The sequence below is a fragment of the Paracoccus sp. J39 genome (assembly GCF_000518925.1).
Taxonomy (GTDB): domain Bacteria; phylum Pseudomonadota; class Alphaproteobacteria; order Rhodobacterales; family Rhodobacteraceae; genus Paracoccus.
In genome coordinates this window covers 121049-134715 of the sequence record NZ_JAEN01000008.1, presented here as the reverse complement: position 1 = coordinate 134715, position 13667 = coordinate 121049, and the positions used below count along the sequence as shown (strand labels likewise).

Sequence of the window (13667 nt, the reverse complement as noted above, 5' to 3'; positions counted from 1 at the left end):
ACCCCTGCGCCACAACCTGCGCCGCAGGATCACTTTACACCCATCTGCAGTTGTGCGACAGTAATCCGATAAAAAAGATAAGATACCGTGCGTTCAGCCCTCCGCCAGTCGTCACGGTCGGGATTTCGGCGGAGCGGACATGGTCCTCCCTATCAAGGAAGATTTGCCCACCCTTCGCCAGCGGATTGCGAAAGGAGATTGCTGTGGCAGATCACGCTCTGGACTGGCAGGCCCGCTGCCCGTTCTGGCCCCGGGACGTCGCTGACCGTTACCGCGAGGCCGGGATCTGGCGATACGAGACATTCTTCGACCTGCTGGCGCGGCAAGCCGGGCGGCTGGGTCGGCGGATCGCCCTGATCGACGATGCGCGGCAGATCGGTTACGACCGGTTGCACCGCGATGCGCTGGCATTGGCGGGCGGGCTTTCGGCGCTGGGACTGGTTCGCGGCGACCGGGTGGTGGTGCAATTCCCCAATTGCGGGGAATTCGTCACGCTGTTCTTCGCGCTTTGCCGGCTGGGCGTCGTGCCGGTGCTGGCCTTGCCCGGGCATCGCGACCTTGAGCTTGGCCAGTTTGCCGATTTCACCGGCGCCCGCGCGATCCTGACGGCGCAGGAGCCCGGGGGGTATGACATGGTGGCGCTGGCCCGGCGGGTGCAGGACAAGGTTCCCTCGGTCCGGCATGTGGTGGTGCTGGGCGACGGCCGGGACGCGACGCCCTTCGACAGCCTGTTCCGTCCCGATCTCCCGTTGCCGGCCGGTCCCAATGCCGAGGACGTGGCCTGTTTCCAGATCTCGGGCGGGACGACCGGCGTGCCCAAGCTGATCCCGCGCCGGCACATGGAATATCTTTACAACATCCGCATGGCGGTGGCGGCCAGCGGGCTGGACGGCGATACGCGCTATCTGTGCGTGCTGCCGATGATGCACAACTTCCCGATGGCCTGCCCGGGTTTCCTGGGCACGCTGCAGGCCGGGGGCACGGTGGTCGTCGCAGCCGAGCCCGAGGCCGGGATCTGCTTCGACCTGATCGCCCGCCATCGCGTCACGATGACCGCGCTGGTGCCGCCGCTGGCGCTGCTGTGGCTGGATGCGCAGGCCGGGCTGGGGGCGGACCTGTCCTCGCTGCAGCTGCTGCAGGTCGGCGGCGCCAAGCTGAACCCGTCCAGCGCCCGGCGCATCCGGCCGGAGCTGGGCTGCCAGCTGCAGCAGGTCTTCGGCATGGCCGAGGGGCTGGTCTGCTTCACCGCGCTGACCGACAGCGAGGAGCGTATCGTGAACACCCAGGGCCGGCCCATGTCGCCCTGGGACGAGCTGCGCATCATCCGCCCGGACGGGCGCGAGGCCGCCATCGGCGAGCCGGGCGAGCTGCAGGTCCGCGGCCCCTACACGATCCGCGGCTATTACGACATGGCCGGGCACAATGCCCAGGCCTTCACCGCCGACGGCTTCTATCGCTCGGGCGACATCGCGCGGCGCGACGCCGACGGCGCGATCACCGTCGAGGGGCGGGCCAAGGACCAGGTGAACCGGGGCGGCGAAAAGATCGGCGTGGACGAGGTCGAGGATCTGCTGGTCGCCCATGCCTCGGTGCTGGATGCGGCGGTGGTGGGGCGGCCCGATGCGCTGATGGGCGAAAGGCTTTGCGCCTTCGTGCTGGCCGCGCCGGGCACCACGCCCCGGCCGGGGGCGTTGCGCCGCCACCTGGCCGAGGCCGGGCTTGCCGCCTTCAAGATCCCCGACGAGGTGATCGTGCTGGATCGCTTTCCGCAAACCGGCGTCGGCAAGGTCAACAAGCGCCAGCTGCGCGAGCAACTGCGCGAGGCGCATTTCCCCGATCCCGTCGCCGCCCGGCAGGAGGAGCGTGCATGAGCCCGGCCGTCGTGGCGCCCGAGGATCTGGCGCCGGACCTGGTCCCGCCGGAAGCGGTGGCGGGGCTGGGCGACGTCCGGCGCGGCATCGACCTGATCGACGCCCGCATCGTCGGGCTGCTGGGGCTGCGGCTGCGCTATGTGCTGGCCGCGGCGGACTTCAAGCCCGACATCGCCTCGATCCCCGCGCCGGAGCGGGTGCGGCAGATGCTGGACGAACGCGCGGCCTGGGCCGCCGAGGCGGGCCTCGCCCCCGATTTCATCGGCCCCCTGTTCGGGCAGGTGGCGGAATGGTTCATCCGCCAGCAGGTGGCGCATTGGCGGGCCTGCCGCGCAGAGCGGCCGGCCGCAGACCGCCGGTCGTCGGCCCCGGCGCCCTCGCCGTCAGCGCGGCCCCCCGGCCAGCCAGCCCTCGACCGCGTCGAGCGTGTGCATGGCGCTGGCGACTGAAGGGCTGGTGACCCTGGCGGAATCCAGGAACACCACCCGCCCCTCGCGCGCCGGGGCCATGAAACGGTCCCAGCCGGGCGAAAGCCGGTCCAGCGCCGCGCGCGCGGCCGCCTCGTCCCGCGCCGGGGCGGCGAAGCTGGTCATCACCAGCAGCAGGTCGGGGTTCAGGCCGGCCAGGCTTTCGGCCCCGACGGGCAGGATCAGCATCGAGCGCGACTGCCGGGTCGAGCCCTCGCCGGCGATCTCGGCCCGGCGATAGCCCAGGTCCTCCAGGGCCTGCACCGCGCCGGACATGCCGGCCACGACATTGGCCTGGTCGGTCAGCATGACGATGAGATAGGTCCTTTCCCCCGGCGCCTTGGGCAGGCGATCGGGAAACCGGCCGCGCAATCCGTCAAGCCGGGCCTGATAGGCGGTCCTGAGTTCGCGAAAGCGGTCCTCGCGATGCAGGACGCGCGCCAGCTCCTCCTGCACGCTGAAGCCGTGGGCGGTCGCGGCGCTGCTGTTCTGCAGATAGACCGGCGCCGCCTGGGACAGGGCCTTGGCCTTGCCGGCATCGTAATCGGTGCCGATGATCAGGTCGGGCCGCAGCGCGCGCAGCTTTTCCAGGTTGATGCTGCCCACCGGGCCGATCCCGGGGATCGGGTCGGCATCCTTGGAACGTCCCAGCATCTCGTGCAGGAAATCCACCGCGGTCAGGCTGGAGCCGTCGTCGCCCCGGCCGTAGATTCCGACGACCGGCACGCCCAGCTCGATCAGCGGCACCGCCAGCACCGGCTCGTGCAGCGCCACGACGCGCTGCGGGTCGTCGGGGATCCGCACCTGCCGCCCCGTATCGTCGGTCACCTCGGCGGCCTGTCCCGTCCCGATGGCGGCCAGCGCCACAAGGGCGGTCATCAGCAATCGGCGCATCTCGTCCTCCTTTTCAGCTTGAACTCATCCGCAGGAACAGCCGCATCCGCATCGCCAGCACGAAAAGCGGCGCGCCCAGCGTCACCAGGACCAGCCCGACCGGCAGGCCGATATCGGTGCCGGCGTTGCGCGCCAGCATGTCGGCCGCCGTGACCAGCAGCCCGCCGGTCAGCGCCGCCAGCACCAGACGCGCCCGGCCCGAGGCGGGCGACAGCGCCGCCGCCAGCTGCGGCGCCATGACCCCGAGGAACATCAGCGGCCCCACCGCCGTCAAGGCGGCCGAGCTCAGCAGCACCGCAACGATCAGGACCGCCACCCGCGCCCGTGCCGCATCCAGCCCCAGCGCCATCGCCATGGGCGCGCCGAGGTCGATCAGCCGCAGCGCCCGGCCAAGCAGCAGGATGGCGATCGGGCTGGCGGCGAACCATGGCGCCAGCATCGTCACCCGCGGCCAGTCGGCCAGGGCCAGCGACCCGGCCATCCAGCCGGCCAGCGCATGCGAGGTCTCGGGCGGGGTATAGAGGACCAGCACCGCCGTCACCGCCGAAAGCGTCGATTCCAGCGCAATGCCCATCAGCAGCACGGCCAGCCCGCCGGCATGGCCGCGGACCAGCGCCAGCAGCAGCGCCGCGACCGCAAGGCCGCCCAGCAGCGCCGCGCCCGGCAGCCATGCCGGCGGCAGGCCGGGGGCCAGCACGGTCAGGACCATGATCGCCACCATCGCGCCCTGCGACAGACCCAGCAGGCCCGGATCGGCCAGCGGATTGCGGGCCAGCGATTGCAGCATGGCGCCGGCCAGCGCCACCGACCAGCCCGCCATGAAGCCCAGAAGCAGGCGCGGCAGCCGCACCTGGTAAAGCGCAAAGGCCTGATCCGCATCCAGCGGCGCCAGCAGGTCCAGCCGCGTCTCGCCCCAGGACAGCGAAACCGCCCCCAACCCCAGGCTCGCCAGCGTCAGGGCCAGCGCGGCGGCCAGATTCGCCAGTCCGATCTGCATCCCGCCCGGCAGGCGCAGCACGCGACGGCCGTCCAGGGCGCGGCTGCTCATGCCTCGGCTCCGCGCAGGTAGAAGCGGCGCACCATCAGCATGAAGGCGATGCCGCCCAGAAGCTCCAGCACGACGCCGGTATGCAGCGCCAAGGGGGCAAGCGCCATGCGCGCGATCAGGTCGGCCAGCAGGCACAGGCAGGCCCCGGCCAGGGCACAGCCCGGCAGCAGCGCCCCGAAGCGCGCGCCGGTCAGCGGCCGCACCAGATGCGGCACCACCAGTCCCAGAAACCCCAGCGGTCCGCAGATCGCCACCGCCGAGGCCGAGGCCAGCACCGCCGCCCCCAGCGCCAGAAGTTGCGTGCGCGCCACGTCGATGCCCAGCGAGGCGGCCTTCTCGGCCCCCAGCGCCAGCAGCGACAGCCGGCGGGCCAGCAGCAGCATCGCCGCCATGCCAAGCGCCGCCAGCCCCCAGAAATCCGCCAGCCTTTCGGCATGGACATGGCTGACATTGCCGCCCAGCCAGCCCAGGTAATCCTGCCGCAGCGCCGGATCGGACAGCAGCAGCGCCTGCGTCAGCCCGCCCAGGAACATCGAGACGATCGCGCCGGACAGGATCAGCGCCAGCCCGCGCGGATCATGCGCATGGCCGGCCAGCCGCGCGACGCCGAGGCTGGCCAGAAAGCCCAGGCCGCCGCCCGCCAGCGCGGCCGATCCCTGCGCCCGCGGCTCCAGCCCCAGCAGGAAGGCGCCGGCCACCACCGCCAGCGCCGCCCCGGCATTGATCCCGACCAGCGAGGGCGAGGCCAGGGGATTGCGCAGCACGCCCTGCAGGACCGCCCCCGACATGGACAGCGCCGCCCCGGCCAGCATGGCGATCAGCGCGCGCGGCAGGCGCTGGTAGATCACGATGACATCCGCCTGCCGCGTCTCGTCGAAGCGGGTCAGCGCGGCCCATATCCCCGAGGGCGGGATCCAGCTTTCGCCCGCCGACAGGGCCAGCAGCAGGCAAAGCGCCAGCGCCAGCGCCAGCGTCGCAAGGACCGGAAAGCCGCGCCTCATGCGCTGGGCTCCGGCAGGGCGGGCAGGCAGATCCGCCGCCCCTCGTGGCGGATGACCTGCGCGTCGAGGTCGAAGACCTCGCGCAGGTTCGCGGCGTTCAGGACCTCGGCCACCGGCCCCGAGGCGCGGGCCTCTCCCCCCGACATCATCACCACCTCGTCGGCGAAGCTCAGCGCCAGGTTCAGGTCGTGCAGGACCGAGACCACCGTGCGGCCATGGCGCCGCGTCAGGTCGCGCACCAGCCCCAGCAGGGCATATTGATAGGTGACGTCCAGGTGGTTCACCGGCTCATCCATCAGCACGACGGGCGTGTCCTGCGCCAGCACCATGGCGATGAAGGCGCGCTGCCGCTGGCCGCCGGACAGGGCGTTGACCGGCAGATGCGCCTGATCCTGCAGCCCGACGATGCGCAGCGCCTCGCGAAACAGCAGCCGGTCGCGGTCGTCCGGCCCGGCGAAAAGCCCCTGCCGGGCATGGCCGCCCATCTCGACCAGCTCGCCCAAGGTCAGGTAGTCGGGGCAATGGTTCTCTTGCGGCAGCCAGGCGATGCGCCGTGCCAGCGCCCGGCGCGGGATGCGCGCCATGGGCACGCCGTCCAGCGTGACGCGGCCGGCCTGGGGACGCAGAAAGCCCATCACCGCCCTCAGCAGCGTCGATTTGCCGCAGCCGTTCGGCCCGACCAGCGCGGTGAAGCGCCCCGGCGCGAAGCTGGCGTCCAGCCCGCGAATGACCGGCTTTCGGCCATAGCCGACCGTCAGGCCCTGGATGCGGATCACGTTTTCACTCCGGCTGGCAATCGCGTCCTCCGGTTCGTAAAGTAAAACACTCGGAATTATCCAGACGCAATTTCACGAGGAGCATGCGATGGCGCGGATGCTGCATATCGGTCTGGCCCTTGCCCGGACCTGGGGGCCGCCGCCGGCCCCGGACCAGGCGCTGGCGCTGGATTGCGCGCTGGCGGTCCGGGCCGAGGCCGCGCATCTGGATTTCGTCTTCAAGCCAGACAGCCTTTACATCGACCCGAAGGGGGCGGGGCCGCGCATCGCGCGGGCGGCGCTGGATCCGACGCTGGTGCTGACCGCCGTGGCCGGGGCGACGCGGCGGATCGGGCTGGTCACGACGGTCTCGACCAGTTTCAATCCGCCCTATGTCGCCGCGCGCCAGTTGCAGACCCTGAACTGGCTCAGCAACGGCCGGGCGGGCTGGAACATCGTCACCGCGCTGGATGGAGAGCGGAATTTCGGCCTTGCCGCCATGCCCTCGGCGGCCGAGCGTTACGCCCGCGCGGCCGAGTTCACCGATGTCGTGCGCCGCCTTTGGGACAGCCACGGTGCCGAAGGGCTGGCGGCCATCGACCATTGCGGCGCCTTCTATCAGGTCGAGGGGCCGCTGAACGTGCCGCGCCATCCCGCGCGCGTCGCGCTGTTCCAGGCCGGCGCCTCGGCCGAGGGCCGCGGCTTCGCCGCCTCGGTCGCCGATGCGATCTTCGCCTCGGTCCCCGACCCTGCCGCGGGGCAAGAGCTGCGGTCGGACCTGCAGCGCCGGGCCCGCGCCGCCGGCCGCGACGACGCGCCGCGGCTGCTGCCGGGCTTTCACGCCTATCTGGCGCCCAGCCGGAGCGAGGCGCAGGAGATGTTCCGCGAGGCGCAGGCCCGCCGCGATCCTGCCGCGCTGCGGGCCAAGCTGGGGGCGCTGGTCGGCCGCGACCTGGCCGACTGGCCCGAGGACCGCCCCCTGACCCCCGCGGACCTGCCGGCCGGGGACGCGGCGCTGCGCAGCCGCACCCATTCGGGGCTGCTGCAGCGGCTGATCCGGCAGGAAAGCCCGCCCCTGCGCGACCTGCTGCTGCGCCCCGAGGTGGCCAATTCCGGGCACTGGACCTTCGTCGGCACCCCGGCCGAGGCCCTGGCCGAGATCGCCGCCTGGTCGGATGCCGGGGTCATGGACGGCTTCATCGCCCTGCCGGGCGGCAGCGGGGAATCGCTGGACCTGCTGCTGTCCGAACTGATCCCGGCGCTGGCCGAGGCGCGGCGCTTTCGCCACGCCTATGCCGGAGAGACGCTGGCCGCGCATCTGGGGCTTGCCTCGCCGGCGTCCAGCGGCTGATCGTCCTGCGGCTGTGCAAAGCGGGCCAGCATCGCCTCGACCGCTTGGGTGATCCGGCGGATTTCGGCGGGGCCGTAGCGGTCGGCGCGATGGCTTAGCATGATGCGCAGGCCGGCGGTCTCGTCCGCCACGTCCTCGACGATCTCGAATTGCAGGCCCAGCAGCGATTCCGCCTTGTCGGGGTCGATCTGCCGGTATTCGACGCGGCTGCCGTCCATCAGCGCGATGGCGCCATTCATCCGGTTCCGGGCGTGGATCTGGATGAAGACCTCGAACATCTCGTCCAGCCGGGTGACGGGATTGCCGGTCAGCGCCTCGCCCACCAGGTCCAGCGGGACCTCGGAATGCGGCAGCGACCGGGCGATGCGGTCGCGCACCTGCGCGATCAGCGCGGCGGGCGTGTCCTGCGCCCCCAGCGCCAGCCGATGCGCGGTCATGGTGGTGAAATAGCCCACCGTGTCGAACCAGGCCGGATCGTTGCGCCCCGAGGCCGAGGTGCCGATCACCAGGTCGTCGATGCCGCCCAGCCGCCCCAGCGCCGCGCCGATCGCCGCATAGGCCGTCGCGAAAAGCGAGGCCGCGTTGCGCCGCGCCGTGGCGTAAAGCCCGCGTGCGACCTCGGCCGGCAGGTCGATCCGGGTCCAGCCGCCCTGCGGGTCCTGTCCGCCCGGCGCAGCGCCGAGGATCGGGCGGGCACGCGGTGCGCCGCGCAGGTGATCCAGCCAGTAGTCCAGATGCGCGCGGTCCGTATCCGCCGCCCTTTGCGCGGCGGCGAAGCGGTGGAAGCCCGGCGGCTGGTCGGGCCATTCCGGCGCCAGCCCCGCCGCCCGCTGGCGATAGGCGTGGCCAAGCTGGTCCATCAGCAGGTTCAGCGACCATTCGTCCAGCACGATATGGTGGAACAGCATGGACAGCACCTGCTCGTCCCCCTCGCGGAAGAAGCGCAGCCGCAGCGGCAATTCGCGGGCAAGGTCGAAGACATGGCCGGCCTCGGTCCGGCGGTTTGCCTCGCCCGCCTCGGCGCTGGTCCAGAACCAGCGATAATCGCCCAGCCGCTCGACCGGGACCACTTCTTGCAGCGGCTGGCCGTTTTCCTCGCGGAAATGGCTGCGCAGCACGGGATGGCGGCGGATCAGGTCGCCGAAGGCCAGCCCGAAGACCGCTTCGTCCACCGGGGTCGGGAAACGCAGGGCAAAGGGCAGATTGAAGATGCCGCCATAGCCGAAGGCGGCATAGGCCTTCCACAGCGATTGCTGCGCCAGCGACAGGGGCGCCGCCTGGGGCCCGGCCGCGTCGTCCCCGGCTGCGGGCATCGGCGCGGCCGGCGCGCTGCGGGTGGCGATCCCGGCCAGCGCGAGGGCGGTCGGATGGCGGAAGATGTCGGTGAAGCGCAGGGCGATGCCATGCTCGGCCTGCAGCCTGCCGATGATCCGGGTCGCGACCAGCGAATGCCCGCCATGGTCGAAGAAATCGTCCTCGGGCCCCATTCCGGGCGCGCCGAGCGCCTCGCGGAAGGCGGCGAGGATCAGGCCCGTCAGCGCGTCCGCGGGTTCGTCGGCCGCCACCTTCGGCGCCAGGACGGGCCCGGGGCCGGGCTGGCCCGCGATCTGGCGCGCGCGGCGGCGGTCGGGCTTGCCGTTGGCCGACAGCGGCAGCGCCGGGATTGCAAGGATGCGGTCGGGAAGGTGCGATTGCGGCAGCCGTTCGCGCAGGAAGGCGCGCAGCGCGGCCGGTTCGGGCAGGTCGCGGCCGGCGACCAGCGCGGCCAGCACCGTCTCGCGCCGCGCGTCGGGAATGTCTACGACCAGGGCCTGCACGACGGCGGGATGGGCGGCCAGCTCGGCCTCGACATCGGCCAGCGAGATGCGCACGCCGCGCACCTTGACATAGCCGTTCACCCGGCTGTCGAACAGGATGGTGCCGTCGCCGCGCAGCCGCCCCAGGTCGCCACTGCGAAAGGCGCGGATGCCGGCGACCTCGGTGAAGTCGGTCTGTTCCAGCGCGCCGTCGCGCAGATAGCCGAGCGCCAGGTTCACGCCCGTGGTGTGGATGCGGCCGGCCACGCCCTCGGGGCAGGGTTCGCCCTGCGGGTTCAGCAGCAGGTAGCGGTTGCCGGGCAGGGCGCGGCCATAGGGGATGATGCGGTCGTCCTCGGGGCCGATTCGGTGCCAGATGCTCCAGATCGTGGTCTCGGTCGGGCCGCCCAGCGACCACAGCGCCGCATCGGGCCGCAGCCGGCGCAGCCGGTCGATCACTGCCGGCTTGATGTAGTCGCCGCCCTGCGCCACCAGCCGCAGCGAGGTCAGCCCGTCATCCGGCGCGCAGGCCAGCAGCATCTCGACGATGGCGGGGACCGAGCACCAGACGGTCACGCCGTGATCGCGCACCAGCCGGTTCCAGGCAAGGGCGTCCTTTTCCTCGGCCGGCGCGGGCATGACCAGTCGCGCGCCGGCGGCCAGGGTGCCGAACAGGTCGAAGACCGACATGTCGTGATGCAGCGGCGTGACCGAGATCACCGCGTCCTCGGCCCCGATCCCCCAGGCATCCAGCGTATGGCCGATGACATTCGCGGTGGCGCGATTGTTCAGCACCACGCATTTCGGCCGCCCGGTGGTGCCCGAGGTGTAAAGGTAATAGGCGGCCGCCTCGGAGCGGGACAGCGCGGCCAGTCCCTGCGGGATCGGGGCCGGGTCATGCGCTTCGAGGGTGCGGGGCGAGGCCAGCGGCCAGCCGGGCAGGTCGGTTGCGGCCACGACCAGCCGCGGCGCGGAATTGCGCAGCAGGTAGTCGCGCCGCTCGGGCGGCGCGGCGGCGTCGATGGGCACCCAGACCAGCCCCGAGAAGGCGCAGGCCAGCGTCAGCACCAGATGCTCGGGTCCGCGCGGCAGGCAGATCGCGACCACGTCGCCCGGCGCGAGCCCGCGCGCGGCCAGCCCGGCCATCACGCGCCGCACCCGCAGGCCAAGCGCGCCGTAGCTGGTGCTGCGGGTGTCGCAGATCAGGGCCGTGCGGTCGGGATCGCCGTCGAACAGCTGCGCCGCGATGCGCTCCAGATGGCCGGGGCCGGCATGTTCCGCCCCGGCGGGGGCCGCGGGTGGCGGCGGCAGGAAATCGGCGCCGGCCAGGGTCAGCTCGTCCCGTCCGGCCAGCGCGGCGAAGGCGCGGGCGGCGGCGTCCAGCAACGCGCCGACGACCGCCGGCTCCAGCGCCTGCTCGACGTGATCGGCTTGCAGCAGCAGCGCACCCTCCGCATCCAGCGACAGCCGCAGGTCCAGCGCGACCTGCGGGGTCTGCACCAGCCCGTCCACCAGCCGCAGCCCGGCATCGGCGGGCACCCGGTCCCAGCCCATGCCGTTGGTCAGCACCACCGGCAGCGCGATCCGACCGCCGTTCTGCGCCAGCAGCAGCCGGCTGAGGCCGACCCCCGACAGACCGGGATGCGCCATGCCCTCCAGCAGGTCCTCCTGCAACCGGCGGGCATGGTCCAGGAAGCTGCCCCGGTCGGCGCGATAGTCGACGGCGATGAAGGACGAGCGGTTGGCCAGCGCCCCGCCCGGCGGCGGCGCCACCGGCACCGCGACACAGGGCGCCAGGTCCGGGGTCCAGCGCGCCAGCACCTCCAGCACCACGGCCATGGCGATGCTGTTGCGGGTCAGTTTCCGCGCCGCCGCCAGCCGGGCCAGGCGCGCCAGCTGATCGCGCGGGATGCGGCGGCTGTCGCGGCGCCAGCGCGGGCGGTCGATGCCCTCCGGCGGTTGCCGCCAGGGCAGGCGCGGCGGCCCCTCGACCCCGGCCAGACGCGCGCGCCACCAGTCGGCATCGGCGGCGCGGTCGGATTGTTCGGGCGGCGGCTCGGGCAGGGCGGAGGCCGGCGGCAACCCGGGCGCCAGCAGTTCGGCGATCACCTGCGCGATCCCGGCGCCGTCCAGCGCCAGCGCGTCCATCTTGACCAGCAATGCCTGTTCCCGGGGCCGGGGCAATTGCACCAGCACCAGCCGCCACAGCAACCCGTCCAGCGGCAGCGGTGCGCGGGCGAATTCGTCCTGCAGGGCAGAGAGCTGCGCCTCGGCCTCATCGACGGCCAGTCCCGAAAGGTCGATCCGTTCCAGCGGCGGCTCGGCTTCGTCCAGCACGCGCAGCGCGGAATGGGCAGGGTCGAGCCGGCAGCGCAGCGCCTCATGCCGCTCGATCAGCGCCTTGGCCCGAAGCGCCAGGGCTTCGGCATCCAGCGGGCCGCGATAGCAGCGATATTCCTGCATGGCGGTGCGGCCCAGCGGCAGCTCGGCCTCGCGGCCCAGCAGATAGGCCTTTTGCAGCTCGCCCAGCCGCCGCATCCGCATCGGTGCCGGCAGCCAGTCCGACAGCGGCGCCGCCGCCAGATCGGGCGCATCGGCCAGCCGGCACAGCGCCGCGTGGCAGGCATCGAAACCGGTGCGGACCCAGTCGCCGGGCAGCGCGTCAAGCCGCAGATCCCAGTTCAGCAGCACGCCCTCGGCCAGCGATGCGACCTGCACGTCCAGCGCAACCTGCGGCGCCTGCGAGACGCTCCAGACCAGTCGCCCGAACAGCCGGCCGACGCGGGGGCTCAGCAGCTGGCGCTGCGCCCCGTCCAGGTCGAGCCCGCTGGTAAAGACCACCGGCGCGGATTCCACGCCCTGGCCGCCGCGTGACATCTCGCGCAGCACGGCGACGCCGGGGCAGGCCTGATGCGACAGCGCCTCGGCGATCTCGCGCCCTGCCTCGCGCGCCAGTCCGGCCAGCGTGGCCTCGGGCCCGACCCGCAGGCCGAGCGGCAGGATATTGGTGAAATCCCCGACCAGCCGCGAGGCGCCGCGCATCACCGGGGCGCGGAAGAAGCCCGGCAGCGTCAGGCGAAAGGCCCGGTCGCCTGTCGCCCGCGCCAGCACGGCGGCAAAGACCGCCAGGTAAAGCGCGGTCTGCGTGACCCGCAATTCACGCGCAAGCCCCCGCAGCGCCGCGGCCTGCGCCGGCGGCAGCAGGGCCGAGATCCGGGTGCTTTCCGGCGCGGCCGCCCCGTCGCGCAGCGGCAGCGAGGGCGCCGGCGGCATGTCGCGCAGCCGCGCCCGCCACCAGTCCCGATCCGCCGCCTCGGCCGCCGGGTCGGGAGGCAGCCGGCCCAGATAGTCGAAATAGCAGCCTTCGGGTTCCTCGACCGCAGCGATCCCGGCCGGATCTTCGTAAAGCCGGGCAAGGTCGTCCATGATCAGCCCGAAGCAGGAGGGATCGGCCGCGATCATGTCCAGGTCGACATGCAGCCGCTGCTCGTCGCCCGGCAGCAGGCTGAGCAGGAATTCCGCCGCCTCGCCCGAGGCGATGTCCAGCCGCTGATGCGTCATCCGCCGCCGCGTCGCGGCCAGCCGCGCCTGCACCTGATCCGGCGCCAGCGCCCGCAGATCCTCGACCCGCAGGGCGTGGCGGTCGTCCAGCGGCTGGATCACCTGCTGGCCCGCGGCCGTGACCCGCAGCCGCAGCATGGGATGCCGGCGGAACAGCCCGCGCACCGCGCGGTCCAGCCGCCCCGGCTCCAGCCCTTGCGGCTGGAATTCGGTATGCAGATGCGCGGATACGCCGCCGCCCGGCCCCTTCCAATCGCGCCCGGTCCAATAGGCTGCCTGCATGGCGGTCAGGTCCATGTTCATCCCCTTGCGTCTGGCGATAGTGGTTGATAAAAATACTCAACTAATGGCGGTGTCAAGGAAAGGCTTGGCCGCGTAGGACAGGACGGGATCGAAATGAACGACATCGGATCTATCGAAACGCTCGGCCGGGCATGGCTGGAAACGCGTGTGCAGGCGCTTGTCCCCGACGAGGCGGAGATTGGTTCCGATGAAAACCTGCTGTTCCTGGGGCTGGATTCGCTGTCGGTGCTGAAGCTGGTCGCCGAACTGAAGCAGGCGGGCATCACGGTCAGCGCGCGGGAACTGCTTCAGGAGCCCAGCATCGAGGGCTGGTGGCGCCTGATCCAGGCGCGGCGGCCCTAGATCACGACCTGCGATCGGGTTGACCGTTCGCTCGGACGGACGGCCCCGACGCCCGCCTGACCTGAATGGCATTGAGCCGGATCGACGCCATGGCTGCCCGTGCCGCACACGGGGTCGATCTCACGCGTGTTGGCACAGTCGCGATCACGGATATGCGGGCTGTCATAGGTCGCGGCACGCCCGGATGGCCGTCCGTAGTCACTGGATCAGGCATCGGCAGCTTCCTTCTTGGGGAAGATCAAGATTCCGGTCATTGGTTGGCGCGCTTTTGGGCCCCA

Annotated in this window: 9 protein-coding genes; 4 read left to right on the top strand and 5 right to left on the bottom strand. The window is 72.0% G+C overall.

Annotated features, from left to right (window positions below; all coding sequences use genetic code 11):
- Positions 1-203 precede the first annotated feature (203 nt).
- Both L632_RS0110035 and L632_RS22440 read left to right on the top strand, forming a co-directional pair.
- Positions 204-1871 carry a (2,3-dihydroxybenzoyl)adenylate synthase gene (locus tag L632_RS0110035; protein ID WP_028716741.1) on the top strand — a complete coding sequence of 556 codons (1668 nt, stop codon included), beginning with the start codon at positions 204-206 and terminating at the stop codon, positions 1869-1871.
- The gene (locus L632_RS22440; protein WP_074990905.1) at positions 1868-2320 is read left to right on the top strand and encodes a chorismate mutase; all 453 of its coding nucleotides are present in this window, start codon (positions 1868-1870) and stop codon (positions 2318-2320) included. Before L632_RS0110035 ends, L632_RS22440 begins: the two co-directional genes overlap by 4 nt.
- Here L632_RS22440 and L632_RS0110025 read toward each other — a convergent pair.
- Genes L632_RS0110025 through L632_RS0110010 form a run of 4 tightly spaced genes read right to left on the bottom strand, consistent with a single transcriptional unit; the run spans position 2255 to position 6057 of the window.
- Positions 2255-3232, bottom strand: coding sequence for an ABC transporter substrate-binding protein (locus tag L632_RS0110025; RefSeq protein ID WP_028716740.1), 978 nt, complete (start codon positions 3230-3232; stop codon positions 2255-2257). The genes L632_RS22440 and L632_RS0110025 overlap by 66 nt on opposite strands.
- Before the next feature lie 13 nt (positions 3233-3245).
- Positions 3246-4280, bottom strand: a complete 1035-nt coding sequence (locus L632_RS0110020; protein ID WP_028712691.1) for an iron ABC transporter permease — start codon at positions 4278-4280, stop codon at positions 3246-3248.
- Positions 4277-5281: an iron ABC transporter permease gene (locus L632_RS0110015; protein WP_028712692.1), complete on the bottom strand. Its 1005-nt coding sequence runs from the start codon at positions 5279-5281 to the stop codon at positions 4277-4279. Before L632_RS0110015 ends, L632_RS0110020 begins: the two co-directional genes overlap by 4 nt.
- Positions 5278-6057 (bottom strand): ABC transporter ATP-binding protein, encoded by a 780-nt coding sequence (locus L632_RS0110010; RefSeq protein WP_028712693.1) that lies wholly within the window; start codon positions 6055-6057, stop codon positions 5278-5280. The genes L632_RS0110015 and L632_RS0110010 overlap by 4 nt, the downstream gene beginning before the upstream one ends.
- A gap of 88 nt (positions 6058-6145) precedes the next feature.
- On the opposite strand from L632_RS0110010, the gene L632_RS0110005 reads away from it, so the two are divergent.
- Positions 6146-7387 (top strand): NtaA/DmoA family FMN-dependent monooxygenase, encoded by a 1242-nt coding sequence (locus tag L632_RS0110005; protein ID WP_028716739.1) that lies wholly within the window; start codon positions 6146-6148, stop codon positions 7385-7387.
- Here the strand turns inward: L632_RS0110005 and L632_RS22435 are convergent.
- Complete coding sequence (locus tag L632_RS22435) at positions 7327-13041, bottom strand: non-ribosomal peptide synthetase (protein ID WP_198021818.1); 5715 nt, start codon at positions 13039-13041, stop codon at positions 7327-7329. The two genes, L632_RS0110005 and L632_RS22435, sit on opposite strands and share 61 nt — an antisense overlap.
- A 99-nt stretch (positions 13042-13140) precedes the next feature.
- Here L632_RS22435 and L632_RS0109995 point away from each other — a divergent pair, with 99 nt between their 5' ends.
- On the top strand, positions 13141-13389 hold the full coding sequence (locus L632_RS0109995; RefSeq protein WP_036697886.1) for a phosphopantetheine-binding protein: 249 nt from the start codon (positions 13141-13143) through the stop codon (positions 13387-13389).
- Positions 13390-13667 lie beyond the last annotated feature (278 nt).